The sequence below is a fragment of the Pseudomonas sp. S2_E02 genome (assembly GCF_054668355.1).
This window is the reverse complement of record NZ_CP162761.1, coordinates 283,089-300,068: the sequence shown is the minus strand read 5'-3', so window position 1 is coordinate 300,068 and position 16,980 is coordinate 283,089. Positions and strand designations below refer to the sequence as shown.

Annotated in this window: 14 protein-coding genes and 1 pseudogene; 5 read left to right on the top strand and 10 right to left on the bottom strand. The window is 60.8% G+C overall.

The features are described from left to right. The first annotated feature begins 75 nt into the window (after positions 1-75). Both AB4O01_RS01235 and AB4O01_RS01230 read left to right on the top strand, forming a co-directional pair. The gene (locus AB4O01_RS01235) at positions 76-1,098 is read left to right on the top strand and encodes an alpha/beta hydrolase (protein WP_460090373.1); all 1,023 of its coding nucleotides are present in this window, start codon (positions 76-78) and stop codon (positions 1,096-1,098) included. A 108-nt stretch (positions 1,099-1,206) separates the two neighbouring features. Continuing rightward, complete coding sequence (locus tag AB4O01_RS01230) at positions 1,207-2,634, top strand: mechanosensitive ion channel domain-containing protein (protein ID WP_460090372.1); 1,428 nt, start codon at positions 1,207-1,209, stop codon at positions 2,632-2,634. A gap of 288 nt (positions 2,635-2,922) precedes the next feature. Here AB4O01_RS01230 and ycaC read toward each other — a convergent pair whose 3' ends face one another. From ycaC to AB4O01_RS01195, 7 genes and pseudogenes are all read right to left on the bottom strand, one after another. After that, positions 2,923-3,546, bottom strand: coding sequence for an isochorismate family cysteine hydrolase YcaC (gene ycaC / locus AB4O01_RS01225; protein WP_007913541.1), 624 nt, complete (start codon positions 3,544-3,546; stop codon positions 2,923-2,925). A gap of 74 nt (positions 3,547-3,620) precedes the next feature. Next, positions 3,621-5,459, bottom strand: coding sequence for an amidohydrolase (locus tag AB4O01_RS01220; protein WP_099758574.1), 1,839 nt, complete (start codon positions 5,457-5,459; stop codon positions 3,621-3,623). A 43-nt stretch (positions 5,460-5,502) separates the two neighbouring features. Beyond that, a complete protein-coding gene (locus tag AB4O01_RS01215) occupies positions 5,503-6,129 on the bottom strand; it encodes an antibiotic biosynthesis monooxygenase (RefSeq protein WP_093439313.1) in 627 nt (208 codons plus the stop codon). Then, the gene (locus AB4O01_RS01210) at positions 6,122-6,535 is read right to left on the bottom strand and encodes a DoxX family protein (RefSeq protein WP_460090371.1); all 414 of its coding nucleotides are present in this window, start codon (positions 6,533-6,535) and stop codon (positions 6,122-6,124) included. The genes AB4O01_RS01215 and AB4O01_RS01210 overlap by 8 nt, the downstream gene beginning before the upstream one ends. A 214-nt stretch (positions 6,536-6,749) precedes the next feature. Next, positions 6,750-7,016 (bottom strand): annotated as a pseudogene (locus AB4O01_RS01205) (DUF6124 family protein); the annotation flags it as partial. A gap of 444 nt (positions 7,017-7,460) precedes the next feature. Next, positions 7,461-8,384: a LysR family transcriptional regulator gene (locus AB4O01_RS01200; RefSeq protein ID WP_093439319.1), complete on the bottom strand. Its 924-nt coding sequence runs from the start codon at positions 8,382-8,384 to the stop codon at positions 7,461-7,463. A 54-nt stretch (positions 8,385-8,438) separates the two neighbouring features. Further along, positions 8,439-9,422 carry an MBL fold metallo-hydrolase gene (locus AB4O01_RS01195; RefSeq protein ID WP_093439322.1) on the bottom strand — a complete coding sequence of 328 codons (984 nt, stop codon included), beginning with the start codon at positions 9,420-9,422 and terminating at the stop codon, positions 8,439-8,441. A gap of 248 nt (positions 9,423-9,670) precedes the next feature. On the opposite strand from AB4O01_RS01195, the gene AB4O01_RS01190 reads away from it, so the two are divergent. Beyond that, complete coding sequence (locus tag AB4O01_RS01190; protein WP_093439325.1) at positions 9,671-10,102, top strand: helix-turn-helix domain-containing protein; 432 nt, start codon at positions 9,671-9,673, stop codon at positions 10,100-10,102. A 125-nt stretch (positions 10,103-10,227) separates the two neighbouring features. Next, positions 10,228-13,116 (top strand): ATP-binding protein, encoded by a 2,889-nt coding sequence (locus tag AB4O01_RS01185; RefSeq protein WP_460090367.1) that lies wholly within the window; start codon positions 10,228-10,230, stop codon positions 13,114-13,116. On the opposite strand, the gene AB4O01_RS01180 is transcribed toward AB4O01_RS01185, so the two are convergent. Further along, positions 13,093-14,550, bottom strand: a complete 1,458-nt coding sequence (locus AB4O01_RS01180) for an ATP-binding protein (protein ID WP_099758568.1) — start codon at positions 14,548-14,550, stop codon at positions 13,093-13,095. The genes AB4O01_RS01185 and AB4O01_RS01180 overlap by 24 nt on opposite strands. A gap of 90 nt (positions 14,551-14,640) precedes the next feature. Continuing rightward, a complete protein-coding gene (locus AB4O01_RS01175; RefSeq protein ID WP_093439335.1) occupies positions 14,641-15,591 on the bottom strand; it encodes a GlxA family transcriptional regulator in 951 nt (316 codons plus the stop codon). Positions 15,592-15,806: 215 nt separating this feature from the next. On the opposite strand from AB4O01_RS01175, the gene AB4O01_RS01170 reads away from it, so the two are divergent. Then, positions 15,807-16,529 (top strand): pirin family protein, encoded by a 723-nt coding sequence (locus AB4O01_RS01170; RefSeq protein WP_093439338.1) that lies wholly within the window; start codon positions 15,807-15,809, stop codon positions 16,527-16,529. 49 nt (positions 16,530-16,578) lie between these two features. Here AB4O01_RS01170 and AB4O01_RS01165 read toward each other — a convergent pair whose 3' ends face one another. After that, the gene (locus AB4O01_RS01165; RefSeq protein ID WP_099759404.1) at positions 16,579-16,974 is read right to left on the bottom strand and encodes a hypothetical protein; all 396 of its coding nucleotides are present in this window, start codon (positions 16,972-16,974) and stop codon (positions 16,579-16,581) included. Between the last annotated feature and the right edge of the window lie 6 nt (positions 16,975-16,980).

The following is a 16,980-nucleotide window of genomic DNA, read 5'->3' as shown; positions in this document are numbered from 1 at the left end:
GGCCCTGAAGCCCAGCGCCACAGCAGCCCGCAACCCAGGCATAAAAAATCAAAAACATTCAAAAGGATTTCCACCATGAACATCGTCAAGAAAACCCTCACCGCTTCCCTCCTCGCCCTGTCCATCGGCAACGCTTTCGCCGCCGAAACCAGCGGTGTCGAACACAACACCCAAGCCTTCCTCAACGCCCTCGCCGCCGGTGGTGGCAAACCGCTGGAGCAACTGAGCCCGAAAGACGCCCGTGCGGTGCTGACCGGCGCGCAGGCTTCGGTGAAGGTGGACTTGTCCGGTGTTGAAGTCAGTGACAAAGCGATCAAGGTCGATGGCCAGACCCTCAACCTGAAAGTGGTGCGGCCGGCCAAAGTCAAAGGCGAGTTGCCGGTGTTCATGTTCTTCCACGGTGGCGGCTGGGTGCTCGGCGATTTCCCGACCCACCAACGCTTGATTCGTGACTTGGTGGTGGGTTCTGGCGCGGTTGCGGTGTACGTCGACTACACGCCGTCGCCGGAAGCCCAGTACCCGACCGCGATCAACCAGGCCTACGCCGCGACGAAATGGGTGGCTGAGCACGGCAAGGAGATCGGTGTCGACGGTAAGCGCCTGGCCGTGGCCGGCAACAGCGTCGGCGGCAACATGGCGGCGGTCGTGGCGTTGATGGCCAAGGAGCAGAAAGCCCCGGCGCTGCGCTTCCAACTGCTGATGTGGCCGGTGACCAACGCGCAGTTCGACGACGGTTCGTACCAGCAATTTGCTGAGGGCCACTTCCTCACCAAAGGCATGATGCAGTGGTTCTGGGACAACTACACCACCAACCCGGCCGAGCGTGCGCAGATCCATGCCTCGCCGCTGAATGCCAGCGCCGAACAGCTCAAGGGCTTGCCTGCGGCACTGGTGCAGACTGCCGAGTTCGATGTGCTGCGTGACGAAGGCGAAGGCTATGCGCGGCACCTGGATGCGGCGGGTGTAGCGGTGACCTCGGTGCGTTACAACGGAATGATTCATGACTTTGGTTTGCTCAATCCGCTGAGTCAGATTGCGGAAGTGAAAGCGGCGGTGCGTCAGGCGGCGGCTGAACTGAAAACTCATCTGAATCCTTAACAGCAAAAGATCGCAGCCTGCGGCAGCGCCTACATTGGAATACGTTCTTCTGTAGGCGCTGCCGCAGGCTGCGATCTTTTGATTGGCAGACACTGCGGAGCATCGGCCATGACCTTTTTCTACACTCACCTGCTGTCCTGGAGCGCTGCCCTGCTGCTGCTCGACGCGGTGCTCTGGCACTTCTCGCCCTTCACCCATCGCGCCCCGAGAGTCGGAGTGCGCCTGGTGTTGTTTCTGGCGTTCACGGCGCTGGTGATCAACGCCGGCGTCAGTCCGTTGCAAGCACCACAATTCACCGATGACCGCGTGGCGCAACTGGGTGCGACGGCACTGGGAATTCTCTGGTGGCTGTACGCCGCGCGGGTGCTGACCGAAGTCATCGGCCTGGCGCTGATGCGCCGCATCGGCCACAGCGGTCGTTTGCTGCAGGACGTGATCGGCGCCCTGGTGTTTCTGGTCGCCACCGTCGCCGCAGCCGGTTACGTGTTGGAATTGCCGGTAAAAGGACTGCTGGCAACCTCGGGCGTGGTGGCCATCGTTGTCGGTCTGGCGCTGCAAAGCACCTTGGCCGATGTGTTTTCCGGGATCGTGCTCAACACCACCAAGCCGTATCAGGTGGATGATTTCGTGGTGATCGACGGCGTCGAAGGCAAGGTCTTCGACATCGACTGGCGCGCCACGCACTTGCTGACCAGCGCCGGGACCATGGCGGTGGTGCCGAACTCGGTCGCGGCCAAGGCGAAGATCGTCAATCTCAGCCGCCCGAACAACATGCATGGCGTGTCGATCAGCATTCAGGTGCCGAATCACATCCGCCCGCGGCGGGTACTCGATGCGCTTGATCGCACTTTGCAGGGCAGCAGTTCGCTGTTGCTGACGCCAGCGCCGAAAGCCGTGCTGAAAGAGGCCGGCGAAACCATGTCGGAGTACGTCGCCAGCGGGTTCATCGCCGAGCTCGGCAAGAAAAGCGAAGTACGCAATCAACTGTTCGACCTCGCCCACCGGCATCTGGAAGCGGCAGGGATTTCGCGGCATCCGGATGGCGTGATCGAACCCTCGACCCGCGCCCGTGCGTTGCTCGATGAAGTGAAAATCTTCCGCTCGCTGAGCAGTGATGAGCGCGATCGTCTGGCGGAATCGATGATTGCCCAGCAGTACACGGCGGGCCAGGTGGTGCTGGATCTGGACGAGGTTCCGGACAGTCTGTTCGTGATTGCCACCGGGGTGGTCAGTGCGACGGTGCCGGACGGCGACAGCCAGGTCGAGGCTGGGCGGATGGGGCCGAGTGAGGTCATGGGTGAACAGAGCATTCTGGCGGATACGCCGTCGCAGGCGACGTTCACGGCGTTGACGTCGAGCATCATTTATCGACTCGACAAGAGCCTCACCCGTCATTGCATGGAGCACCGCACGGAGGTGGGTCAGGCGTTGAATAAATTGCAGGCGGTGCGTCAGCAGAACAGTCGCCTCGCGTTGATGACTAAACCGGTGGCGGTGAGGAAAGGTGGGTTTCTCGGTTGGTTGCAGAAGCGTTGAAGCGGCAAGATCAAGATCAAGAGCCTACCCCCTCACCCCAGCCCTCTCCCCCAGGGGGGCCAGGGGGAAAGGGAGCCGATCTCCATGTATTTCAAGATTGAAGTTCGACTCGGTATTGCAGGTCGACGTACCACGAAAGGAGTCGATCTCCGGGCATTTCAAGACCTGAGTTCGGCTCGGTTTCGCAGGTCGGTGTACCTCGCAAGAACCCCTCGGTCAGTCCCCTCTCCCTCCGGGAGAGGGTTAGGCGGGCGGCGTTCCGATGAGGGGTTCTTCAAGATCAGCCGATTACTTGGCAGTGAACTTGGTATAGCTGTTGATCAAATTGCGATAGTTAGGCAGACGCTCCGACAGCAAATGCGCCAAACCTTCCATGTCGTTGCGCCAGTCACCCTGCAGCTCGCACGCCACCGAGAACCAGTTCAGCAGGTGGGCACCCGCCGCCGACATCCGCGCCCACGCCGCCTGCTGCACGGTGGTGTTGAAGGTGCCGGACGAGTCAGTCACCACAAACACTTCGTAGCCTTCAGCAATCGCCGACAGGGTCGGGAACGCCACGCAAACGTCCGTCACCACACCGGCGATGATCAGTTGCTTGCGACCGGTGGCCTTGATCGCTTTGACGAAATCTTCGTTGTCCCACGCATTGATCTGGCCCGGGCGCTGAATGAATGGCGCATCCGGGAACTGCTCGCGCAGCTCAGGCACGATCGGGCCGTTGGGGCCGGCATCGAAACTGGTGGTGAGGATGGTCGGCAGCTTGAAGAACTTGGCGATGTCGCCTAGCGCCAGCACGTTGTTCTTGAATTCGTTCGGAGTGAAATCCTGGACCAGCGAGATCAGACCGGTCTGGTGATCGACCAGCAATACAACCGCGTCATCTTTGTTCAGACGTGTGTAAGGAACGCTCATGGGAAAACTCCTGATGGACGGATGGATGGATGAAGCGTGAAGCGCCGACCGGATGGCCGGCGCTTCAGGGAAAATCAGAAAGCGAAGCAGGAACAGCCAAACGCGCCCCAGAAACCGGCGAAATCGCTGACCGGTGCGTTCGACATCCGCGCCTTTTCATGGCTGTGGGTGTGCACTGCACACGGCCCGCTGCACTGGTGAACCTGCGCCTGCAATGGCGAATTTGGCCGCCAGTGGCCCGGGACTTTGACCACCGGCGACCAGTCCGGCAGCACTGGAATCGAGCGTGGGCCGAGGTCTTCGAAGTCGCCGGCCGCGTAGACAATCTTGCCGCCGACCACGGTCATGACCGATTCGATCCACTTGATCGCTTCTTCCTCGACATGGAAGAAGTCCGCGCTCAGCGCCGCCAGATCCGCCAGTTGGCCGACCTTGATCTGGCCCTTCTTGCCCTGCTCCGAGGAGAACCAGGCGCTGCCGTGGGTGAACAGTTCCAGCGCGGTGGCGCGCGGCAAACCTTCTTCGTACAAGGCCAGACCGCCGACGGTGCGACCGCTGACCATCCAGTACAGCGACGTCCACGGGTTGTAGCTGGACACCCGCGTGGCGTCGGTGCCGGCGCCGACCGGTACGCCTTCGGCGAGCATGCGCTTGATCGGTGGCGTCGCTTCGGCGGCTTGCTTGCCGTAGCGGTCGACAAAGTATTCGCCCTGGAACGCCATGCGATCCTGAATCGCAATGCCGCCGCCCAGTGCTTTCACCCGTTCGATGTTTTGCGGGGTGATGGTTTCAGCGTGGTCGAAGAACCACGGCAGACCGTTGAACGGAATGTCGCGATTGACCTTCTCGAACACGTCGAGCATGCGGCTGATCGACTCGTTGTAGGTCGCGTGCAAACGGAACGGCCAGCGCTGCTCGACCAAGTGGCGCACCACCGGCTCCAGCTCCTCCTCCATTGTCTGCGGCAGATCGGGGCGTGGTTCGAGGAAGTCTTCGAAATCGGCTGCCGAGAACACCAGCATTTCCCCGGCGCCGTTGTGGCGCAGGAAGTCATCGCCCTGATGCAACTTGACGCTGCCGGTCCAGTTCTGGAAATCGCTCAGCTCTTCTTTCGGTTTCTGGGTGAACAGGTTGTAGGCGATGCGCACGGTCAACTGGTCGTCTTTGGCCAGTTGCTCGATCACCTGATAATCGTCCGGGTAGTTCTGGAAACCACCGCCGGCATCGATCGCACTGGTCAGGCCGAGGCGATTGAGTTCGCGCATGAACTGGCGGGTCGAGTTGACCTGATATTCCAGCGGCAGCTTCGGCCCCTTGGCCAGCGTCGAGTAGAGGATCATCGCGTTAGGCCGCGCGACCAGCATGCCGGTCGGGTTGCCGTTGGCATCGCGAACGATCTCGCCACCCGGCGGGTTCGGCGTATCGCGGGTGTAGCCGGCCACGCGCAGGGCGGCGCGATTGAGTAGCGCACGGTCATACAGGTGCAGGATGAACACTGGTGTGTCCGGCGCGGCCTGGTTGATTTCTTCGAGGGTCGGCATGCGTTTTTCAGCAAACTGGAATTCATTCCAGCCACCGACCACGCGCACCCATTGTGGCGTCGGTGTGCGATCGGCCTGATCCTTGAGCATGCGCAGCGCGTCGGCCAGCGACGGCACGCCTTCCCAGCGCAGTTCGAGGTTGTAGTTCAAACCGCCACGGATCAAGTGCAAGTGCGAGTCGTTGAGGCCGGGAATGACGCAGCGGCCATGCATATCGACCACTTGCGTGTTCGGCCCGCGCAGGGCCATGGCCTGGTTGTCGTTGCCAACGACCACGAAGCGGCCGTCGGTGATCGCCACGGCACTGGCCAGCGGTTTGGTGCGGTCTACGGTATGAAACTGGCCATTGAATAAAATCAGATCGGCGCTCATCGCAGTTCCTCAAGCAAAGTGAAAAGGAGCAAACCCCGCGCGCTCAGCGTGGCGAGGTCTCTTGGGAATCGAGGTGTTCATGGGCTTGGCTGGCTTCGAGCCACGGCGTAAACAAACGGGTGACCGGCGGCATCACCACGTACACCACCGACAGAACGATGGTCAGGGTGATCAGGAACGTGGCCACCACGTAGTTGGAAAGAATCGGATGCAGTGCCAGCAGCGGTCCCCAGATCAGCGGCACGAGCAAGGTGTGCGGCAGAATCACCAGCAGCGTGACGACCGCTTGCTTCCAGCGCGGCGGCGGCGAAGCGGCATCGGCCAGTGGTGTAAACCAGAACTCCTTGATCGGCGCGACTTCAGTCTGATCGCCGTCAGCCAGCATCGGCGCCGCTTCGGCGACCAGTGCCTGACGCTGCGGCGACTCCAGCCACCCCTGCATCGCTTCAGTGGAGCTGAAACGCAGCACGCAAGTGTAGAAATCGAGACGCCCGCGCTTGCCGCGCACCACGTCCACGCCCAAATGGCCTTCACGCTGGCTCGCGACGCGGACGATATTGCGCAGCCAGGCCTCATACGCTGACTCGAAACCGGCCTTGACCCGGTGCTTGATGATCAGCGTGACCGTCTCATCGGCCCCCGGCGTTTGTGGATCGAGGACTTCAGGCATAACGCAGCACTCCGGGCAAACGAACAGGAATCACCAGCCGTCCCGGCCCGGCGATCAACACAGTGGTAAACAGGATCAACAGCAACCAGCCGAACTGCCCTTCGGCCACACTCCATTGCGGATGCACGACCAGCAGTGCCACCAGCAGCACAAAGAGAATAGGCAAGCACGCCAATCGCGCCAGCACCCCGGCGACGATCAGTAGTGGACAGAGGACTTCGGCGAAGATCGCCAGAATCAACGTGAGGTGAGATCCGAGGTGGAACGGGTCTTCGATCAGTTGCAGTTGCGCAGTGAAGTCGAGCAGCTTGGGCAAGCCGTGGACCCAGAGCAGAAACAACCCGCCGCTGACGCGCAGGAACAGCAAACCGATGTCGCGTGCCTGTTCATCTGTTGAGGCATTCATGACCCGACCCTTGAAATGTCATTGACTGGAATCATGCCAATGATGGTCGGGAGGAAATTGGATAGATGTGCTCAGTTCTGCGACATTCCAAAATTCTTGGAGCACCGCAAATCCCTGTGGGAGCGAGCTTGCTCGCGAAAGCGGCGTGCCATTCAAAGTATTTATAACTGACCCGACGCCTTCGCGAGCAAGCTCGCTCCCACAGGGAATGGGTTCAGGCCGGTGGTTCGAGGTTATCCAGCACCCGATTCACCGCCAGTTCACCGAGCATGATCAACTGCGCAATCCCCAACAACGCCCGACGCTGCGGCGCGGGCAACAGGTGGGCGACGTCCTGGGCGATGGTTTTGGCCGATGCAAGTGTTTCGCTGGCGTCAGTCAGCAGTTCTTCGGCTTTGGTGTCGGCGGTTCCGCGAGTTCTGCGTGGCGGTGGCGTGGAGCCGGGTGGAAGGAGGTAGTGGTCGAGGTGGCGACCGTATGCAGGTTAGCGAACCGGTAAAAGGCAACCCGGTAGACCCGAAGGTCTCCCGCATACAGCCGCCATAGCGAAGTGCAGACGATAGCCTGCTACGAAGTATGGAGCGCTGATGCACTTTTTTTGGTCCGAGTCGCTAAACCCGATCGCTGAGTTTTCAGCGACCACCAAACGATAGAGACCCGACCGCAAGCGCACAAGCCGGCGGATTCTGGCGTAGCTGTAGGCAAAGGCGCAAGGTTGCGTAGCCTGAAAGAGTGTCTGATGGTGTTGCTTAAACGGCGATGTTTAAACCACCAACAACTCAGGGATCACGCCGTCCCAATGTGGGAGCGAGCTTGCTCGCGAAAGCGGTGTGTCATTCGAAATATTTATCGACTGATACGACGCCTTCGCGAGCAAGCTCGCTCCCACAGGGATCAGTGCTGTATTTGAGATTGGCGTAGGGATTCAGCTAGCCGGGATATTCAGCGGCGCCGCCATGAACTGACTGATCCGCGAGCGCAGCCATTTCTCCGCCGGATCGTTGTCATGCACCCCGCTCCAGGCCATCGACAATTGCGCCGCATCGATCGGAAACGGTGGATCTTCGGCGCGCAGCGCACACCCTTCCACCAACGCGCAGGCGGCGTAATCCGGCACAGTGGCGATCATCTCGGTGCCGGCGAGCAAGGCGCGCAGGCCGCTGAATTGCGGCACGCCCAACACCACGCGGCGGGTACGACCGACCTTGGCCAGGTCCATGTCGATATTGCCGCTCAGGTCGCCGGAGAACGACACCATCGCGTGCGGGCGCTCGCAGTATTCGTCGAGGGTCAGCGGCCCGGGACGGTCGTCGCCGCGCAGGACTTTGCAGGGAATGTCGCGCAATGTCTTGCGCTTGGCGTTGGCCGGCAGATCGGTGGTGTAGCTGACGCCCACTGAGATTTCCCCAGAGGCCAACAGTGCCGGCATCAACAAGTAATTGGCGCGGCGCACGACCACGACAATCCCCGGCGCCTCTTGCTGAAGCTGACGTAACAGCGGCGGAAACAGACCAAACTCGGCGTCGTCCGACAAACCGATGCGGAACACGTCGCAACTGCTCGCCGGTTCGAACTCCTTGGCCCGGCTGACCGCACCAGAGATGACGTCCATCGCCGGTTGCAGCTCTTTGAGAATCGCCAGCGCCCGCGCGGTCGGCTCCATGCCGCGACCGTTGCGCAGCAGTAACGGATCGTCGAACAGATCACGCAAACGCCCCAACGCAGCGCTGACGGCCGGTTGCCCCATGAACAGCTTTTCGGCGACGCGGGTCAGGTTCTTTTCGAACATCAGCGCTTCGAAAATCACCAGCAGGTTCATGTCAACTCGACGCAGATCGTTACGGTTCATGGGCATGTTTTCCTTTTCGGTGTCAGCTGCTTTTGCGGGTGGGCGCTGCGCACTTTACTCGATTAACGGCACCTTGGCCGCGCGCTTGTACGGACCGTATTCCACGGGCACCCACTGAAAATGTTTGCCCTGCGCGGTAATGTGACCGATGCCCGGGAACGGCAGGTGCGCCGCCGTCACCCACGTCTTGCTGGCGACCGCCGCGCTGAAGACCGCCTGACGCGCGTTGATCGCTTGCGCACTGTTGACGTCAAAGCCGATCGACACTTCCGGATGCTCAAACTGCACAGCGAGGTTATGCACCAGATCCCCCATGAAGACGATGCTCTGAGTCTGCGAGGTGAACCGGTAGGTGGTGCTGCCCGGCGTATGTCCGGCTTCCAGTGTCGCTTCGACTAACCCCGGCAACGGCGACTGGCCCGCGGCGAAGGTCTTGAAACGCCCGGCGGCGACGTAGGGCGCGGTTGAGTCCTGGGCAATCTTGAAAAACTCTCGGGCGCCGGCCGGAGCTTTGGCCAGCGCGGCCGGATCGAGCCAGTAATCCGCTTCAGCCTTGGCGGCATACACCGTGGCATGGCTGAACAACGGTTGTTTCTGGGCATCGACCAGACCACAGACATGATCAAGGTGCAGGTGCGTCAGCAAAACCGTATCGACCTGCTCTGGCCGGTAGCCGGCCGCCTGCATATTCGCCACGAGCTGCCCGGCGGTGGCGCCGATGCATTGCCCGGCGCCACTGTCGACCAGAATCAGTTGCTTGCCGGTGTTGACCAGAAAGGCATTGAACGCCGTCTGGACACCCGGGGTTTCAATCGAACGGCGTGCCAGCAGTGCGCGGATCTGACTCTGACTCATGCCCTGCAACAGCTTGGGCGACAGGTCGTTGTAGCCATCGAACAACGCGGTGACCTCGTAATCCCCCACGGCCAGGCGGAAATAGCCCGGCGCCTGAGTGCCCTGCTGTGGTGCCTGAGCCATGGCACCGGAAATCACCAGCGCGCACGTCAGCGCCGTCGCTGCGTTAAAGATGCCTTTCATTTGATTCCCCTTGGACCTGCCGATTGCGGCGCCCCCTCGGTTCGCCACGCTTGCAGTCATCGTGCCGCAAACCGCGGGGCGCAGACTTGCAGGGATGTGCTGAGTTCAGGCCAATGCGCTGGAATTAACAACGATTAACTCGTCAGTCTCCCGCCCTCGGCCAACAATGAAATCCTCTGCGCAGCGTTGTTTTTTTGACCTGAGGGGATGCGCCGACCGTGCATTCCCCATCAACACGGACTTTGGCCATGGCTCACTTACAGCACAGCGTCGCCCTTGCCCCTGCCAACGAACCACGCAAGACCGGGGTCGGCGGACTCAGTCCGCAACGCGAACGACAGGTCAAACAACTGATCCTCGAACGCCTCGGCGAAAGCCTGGAAGTGACCGAACTGGCCCGCGCCTGCTCACTGTCACGCAGCCATTTTTCCCGCGCATTCAAATGCAGCACCGGGGTGTCGCCGCAGGACTGGATTCGCACCCAGCGTCTCGCGCGAGCCAAGCTGCTGATCCAGCACACCGACCTGAGCCTGACGCAAATCAGCCTGGAATGCGGGTTCTGCGATCAGGCGCATTTCTGCCATATGTTTACCCGCAGCGAGGGCATTAATCCGTTTGCCTGGCGCTGCCAGATCATGCGTGAACCCAAAGCCCAGCGTTCACAACCCGCCATGTTTTGATCGCGGCACCCGTTGCACTGACGCTCAAACCTGAGGATTATGCCGGGACACCCCGGAATAGAAGGCCTGCGCACGCGCCCGGCCCTACTCCGCTCTGTCCGCCGCAGCACCGCAGGAGTGAGCTGTTGAGTCTTTCCCCGAATCAGGCCCTCGGTTTTGGCCCCTATCGGATTCATCCCGGCCAACGCCTGGTGCTCGAAGGCGAGCAGCCATTGCGCCTGGGCCGACGGGCGATGGACATCCTCCTGATTCTGCTGGCCCATGCCGGCGAAGTGGTGAGCAAGCAGCAACTGATGGCCGGGGTCTGGCCGGACAGCGTGGTCGAGGACATCAACCTGCGGGTGCACATGGCGGCACTGCGCAAAGCCCTCGGTGACGGTCAGGCCGGCCAGCGTTACATCATCACCGTGGCGCAACGCGGTTACAGTTTCGTCGCCCCGGTTCTACCGCAATCCATGGAGGAGCGTCCTGTGGGCGATGCTGGCGGTCGGCACAATTTGCCCTTGCGGCGCACGCGGATGCTCGGCCGCCAAGCGCTGGTCGACAGCTTGATGACGCAGTTGCCGCGCCAACGCTGCATCACCCTGGTCGGCCCCGGCGGGATCGGCAAGACCACGGTGGCCTTGCGCGTGGCCGAGCAGTTGATCGGGCATTACCGCGACGGTATTCGGCTGGTGGACCTGGCACCGCTCAACGATCCGCGGCTGATTTGCTCACACCTGGCCGCCCTGCTCGATCTGGCACTCCCCGAAGGCGATCCGCTGGCGGCGCTGGTCAATGGCCTGCAACAGCGACAGATGCTGTTATTGCTCGACAACTGCGAACACCTGATCGATGCCGTCGCGATGCTCAGCGAAAGCATTCTGCGCGGCGCGCCGAAGGTGCATATCCTCGCCACCAGCCGCGAGAGCCTGCGGGCGGAAGGCGAATTCGTGCAGCGTCTCGATTCGCTCGAATACCCATTGATGAACGCGACATTGAATCGTCAGCAAGCGCTGGATTATTCGGCGCTGCAACTGTTCATCGAACGGGCCACGGCCGCGCAGGAAAGCTTTGAACTGAGCGATGCGCAGTTGCCGCAAGCAATCGAAATCTGCCACCGACTCGACGGTATTCCTCTGGCGCTGGAGCTGGCGGCAGCGCAGGTCGCCGAACTGGGCCTGGAAGGTTTGCTGAGCCAGCTACAGGGCCGTTTGCCACCGCTGGCAGCGGGTAATCAAAGCAGTCTTGAGCGCCATCTCACCCTGCGCGCCACGCTGGACTGGAGCTTCAACCTGCTCGACCGGTGCGAACAAACCTGCCTGCGTCGTCTGAGCGTGTTTTGCGGAGGGTTTACCCTGGAGTCGGCGGCGGCCGTCATCGTCGGCCAACAGATCGATCCGGGTGTGGTGTGTGTATCGATCACCCAACTGGTGGCGAAATCCCTGCTCAGCGTCGAAGTCGGTGACGAAGAGGTGTTCTATCGTCTGCTCGACACGACCCGCCGCTATGCACTGGAAAAACTCGAGCACGCCGCCGAATGCGAAGAAACCCGCGAACGCCACGCCGAACGCTGCCTGGCATTGATGCAACAGGCGCAAAGCGATTGGGAAATGACGCCGACGGCTTTGTGGATCGAGCGTTACGCCCGAGGGCTGGAAGACCTGCGCGCGGCGCTGGACTGGAGCCTGAACGGTGTCGGCCCGGATAGTCTGGGGATTCGCCTGACAGCAGCGTCGGCGCCCCTGTGGCAAGAGTTGTCGCTGCTCAAGGAGTATGGCGGCTATGTGCGGCGGGCGCTGAGCCTGCTCGATGAACTCGGTGCCCCCTGCCCGCGTCTGAAAATCTCCCTGAAACTGGCCCTCGGCAGTGCCTGTTATCACACGTGGGGAGGCACCCCGGAAACCATCCAGGCGTTCGTCGAGGCTCGGCAGTTGGCCCTCGAACACGACGACGTCGCCGGGCAATTGCGCGCGGTGTCCGGACACATGGCGGTCAACCTCAGTTGCGGGCACTACCGCATGGCGCTGGCGCAGAGTGAGCACTTCGATCGCCTCGGCGTGCACGGCGACCCGTTGTTGTCATTGAGCACCCACCGTTTACGCGTGCTGGCCCTGCACTATGCCGGCGACCAGCCGCAGGCGCGCATTCATGCCGAGCAGGTGCTGCAGCGCATGGCACACAGCGGCCACGTCAACCGCTTCACCCACGGTTTTGGCGTGCAATACGACCAGAGCGTCGCGTCGCTGACGGTGCTGGCGCGGGTGCTATGGATGCAGGGATTGCCGGAGCAAGCGTGGCATTCGGCGCGACTGGCCCTGGATATTGCCGTGCAGATCGACCATGGCACCTCGATTTGTTACACCCTGGCACTGGCCAGTTGCCTGATCGCTCATTACAACGGCGATCAGCAGAACGCCCGGGCGCTGTTGCAACTGCTGCTGGAACAATCGCAGAAGCATTCGGTGCTGCTGTTCAACACGTGGGCGCGACATTACGCGCAGGTGATCGACACGCAAACCAGCACGCCCGTGCCGAAGAACAGCAGTGGGCTGATTCGGGAAATCATGGTGACGCTGGATGACCGCTTTGTGGATGACGCACTGTTTGAGCGAGCGCTGAGTGGTGATGCGGGATGGAGCACGGCGGAGATTTTGCGGGCTCGGGCTGCTGCGTTATTGAAAGACGATCCGGATTGCCTGGACGGGGCCCTTCGCGAGCAAGCTCGCTCCCACAGGGATTTTGGGTGTACTCGGAACCCATGTGAGAGCGAGCTTGCTCGCGAAGAGACCCTCAAGGAAGCCGAAGCACTCCTGCAACAATCGCTGACCATCGCCCGCAGCCAAGGTGCGCTCGCATGGGAACTGCGCAGTGCCACCTCACTGGCGCAACTCTGGCAGCGCCAATCGCGCTGCCAAGAGGCGCTGGATTTGCTCACGCCGATCTATCAGCGCTTCACCGAGGGCTACGCGACTCCGGATTTGCGCAACGTGCGCCTGCTGATCGACGATTTACGCGAGCACAGGCACGCCTGAGGCCCGGCGTATCCGGTTGATATAGAGCGTATGCCGGCGCTCAAGATCAATCCCTTCACCGCAACGCTCCAGTTGCTTGCGCGCATAGCAGCGAGTGGTGTGGAGCATTCGGTATCGGCCTGTGCTGCCGCCCCGCTCCGCCACCAGCAATGACTTGCACGCCAGGCCTTCAATGATCGCGGCAAGCCGCGACGACGCGAGTTGCGGGCAACTGATCACCGCCAGCGCCGCCTCCAGGGTAAACGCCATTTTGAACACCGATAACCGCTGTAGCGCGCGTTGTTCCTGCTCGCTCAAGCGTTGATAGCTCCAGTCGAGTGCCGCCTGCATCGATTGATGCCGCGGTACCGCGGTGCGCCGGCCATGGCTGAGCACTTGCAGACCATTGCTCATTTGCGCCTGTAAGCCGACCAATGCCAAGGCATCGATCTGCGCCGCCGCCAGTTCGATCGCCAGCGGCAAACCGTCGAGTTGGCGACAGATCTCCAGGACGGCTTTGACATCCTGTTCACGCAAGCAGAAATCATGCTGTCGTGCGCGAGCGCGGCTGACAAATAACTGCACCGCAGAATGGCCCATGGCTTCAGTGATGCAATCGCCTGCGGAACGTTTCGGCAGGGTCAGCGGTGGCACGCCCTGAAGGGTTTCCAGACCGACCTGCAAGGCCTCGCGGCTGGTGGCGAGAACCGACAGGCGGGGAGCGGCCTCGAGCAACGTTTCAACTGCTGCCCGGCAAGCGCCGAGACGGTGGTCACAGTTATCCAGCAGCAGCAACGCATGGCGAGTGGACAGTCCGGGCAAATCGCTTTCAAGAGTGCGTAGCACCTGATCGAGCAGCGGTGTGTCGTCGTCGATCAAGCTCAGATCGATCTGCCACACGCCGTCTCTGTAGTACTGCAACAGCAGTTCCGCGACCCGCAACGCGACAGTGGATTTACCCACACCAGCCGCCCCCGTGACGGTCATCAGCCGACACAGCGGCATTTGCCGCACCAGCCCGCCGACCAGCGAGTCGCGCCCGGCGACCGGGGTCAGTCGCGCCGGCAGATTATGCTCGGGCGTTCGCAGCCCCTCAAAGACCACTTGCGCGACGCTGTCGCAACGCACCGGGGCGATAAAACTGTAACCGCATTGCGGCACGTTAACGATGTAGCGCTGACCGTTTTCGCCGTCACCCAAGGCGCGCCTGAGCGCGGCGATGTGCACGCGCAGGTTGATCTCCTCGACCACCGACGTTGGCCAAACCAGGGCAATCAATTGCTCCTTCCTGACCACTCGCCCGGCACGCTCGACCAGCACCTGCAAAATGTCCAGCGCACGACCGCCCATGCGTAAAGGCCGATCTCCGTCGAGTATCAGCCGTTGGCGCAGGTGGAAGGCGAAGGGGCCGAAATGCAGCACCGACGCCGTGTTCAAATCGATGAGGCTATCCATGCCAACTATCTTGGCAGCCTCAGATGAGGCGACAACCGCTACACGAGACTCAATTCGGACATACGGGTGCGCCAGACGGACAACAGCGCTCTAGCTGAACTGTTCGCGGTATTGCGCGGGCGTCAGGCCGAGCTTTTCAGCGAACAGCGAACGCATGTGCCGCACACTGCCGAAACCACTTTTGTAAGCCACGGTTTTAAGCGGCAGATCGCTGGTTTCCAGCAAGTTTCGTGCGCAGTCGATGCGCGCACTTTGCAGAAACTCCATCGGCGTCATGTTGATGTCGCGGGTGAACACCCGCGCGAAGTGCCGCGCGCTCATATTGGCAATCGCCGCCATGCGCTCGACCGTGAAGGCTTCGTCGAGGTGTTCCAGCACGTAACTCTGCGCGCGGGTAATCGGCGTTTCCTGCGGTGCCACGGCAGCCATCAACGGGCTGAACTGCGCCTGCCCGCCCTGGCGTTTCATCACCACCAGCAGGACTTTGGCCACATCCTGCGCGAGCTTCTTGCCGTGATCGCGGGCGATCACAGCCAGCGCCATATCGATCCCCGCCGTAACGCCTCCCGAGGTGATCAGGTTGCGATCCTCGACATAGATCTGATCAGTCGTGACATGGGCTTTCGGGAACCCCTTGATCAGGCGCTCGGTGTAGTTCCAGTGCGTGGTTACACGGTAACCGTCAAGCAAACCGGCGTGCCCCAGGACAAAAGCACCAGTGCAGATAGATCCGAAGTACTCGACGCGCCGGACTGCGTCTTTGAGCCAGGCAAACAACGACGGGAACTGCTGGTTGTAGGCACCGGGGCCTCCCGGCACCAGCAGCAAATCATAACGCTCGGTGTCGTCGCCAATGATCCGGTCGGCCTGCACCATCACACCATTGGAGGCCCGCAGCGGGCCCTCTTCGGTGCCAAGGGTGATCAATTGATAATGCGCATCGGGTTTCAGGTAGCGATTGGCAACCGAAAAAACCTCCAATGGCCCGGCCATGTCGAGCAGAAGAAAGTCGGGAAACAGCACCATTGCCACGGTTTTCATGGGAAGACATCACTTCAATCAGAGAGACATGATACGGACCAGACATTATGGCCAACTGTAGCCGTTTGAGCGCAAAAGTTTTGTGTGAAGGCTATCGCAAAACTGTCAACCTGACAGGGACAGTCTTTCAGTTTTCATCTACTTATTGCGCAGTACAGTAAACAGTAACCTTCTCCTCACTCGGACGAATTCACGTCCCGCAAGGAGATTTCATCATGCTGACCCTTCGCAAAGCCTCCGATCGTGGCCTCGCCAATCATGGCTGGTTGAAGTCCTTTCACACCTTTTCCTTTGCCAGCTACCGTGACCCGCGTGAGCAGGGTTTTTCCGATCTGCTGGTGATTAACGATGACCGCGTCGCTGCCGGCAAAGGCTTCGGCCAACACCCGCATCGCGACATGGAGATCTTTTCCTACGTGCTGGAAGGTGCACTGGAACACAAAGACACCTTGGGCACCGGTTCGGTGATCCGCCCAGGCGATGTGCAACTGATGAGTGCTGGTAGCGGCGTAGCGCACAGCGAGTTCAACCATTCGGCGACCAAACCGGTGCATTTCCTGCAGATCTGGATCGTGCCGGAAGTCAGCGGTGCCAAACCGCGTTATCAACAGGAACATTTCAGCGCACAGAAAAAACGCGGTCGCCTGCAATTGATCATCTCGCCGGACGGCAACGGCGGTTCGCTGAAAGTGCGTCAGGACGCACGAGTCTTTGCCGGGCTGTTCGACGGTAAAGAAACTGCCACGCTGGAGCTGCCAGCCAACCGTTATGCCTACGTGCATGTGGCGCGTGGCAGTGTTGAACTCAATGGCCAGCCCTTGCAGGAAGGTGACGGCGTACGGGTTCGCGAAGAACAGTTGCTGACCTTGAGCAATGGTGTCGATGCCGAGGTGCTGGTGTTCGACTTGCGGCCGCAGGAGTTGCCAGAAATGCCATGATGCGGTGTTTCAATGCTCACGAAAAACGGCCTTCTTTGAAGGCCGTTTTCTATTGTGGTGATTCGGGTGCTTGTTGCGAAGCAGGTCTTGGTGCACTTATATCCTTGCCGATCTGGATTGCGGCGAGTGTCGTCTGCAAGGTGGTTAATACCGCTGCTTGATTGGCAAAGTGCGCCCCTACGACGACGGTGATCATTCCGAGAAAATGGACGGCGGTCGTCGCCCAGTAATGCGCCTTCACTGTCGAGGCATGTTTGATGGCTTCTTTTGAGTCTTCGGCGATTTGTTGTACGCCGTCCCACATCAGATCGTATCGTTTGTCTCTCTCCGCCTGAGTCAAAAGATAAGCTTCGATTTTTGCCGACACACCCTCGAACCGAGCGTCCATTCTGGTCTCAATGGTTTCTATCCTGGCATTGAATTCTTCACGACTGATAGCGTTCATGGCTTG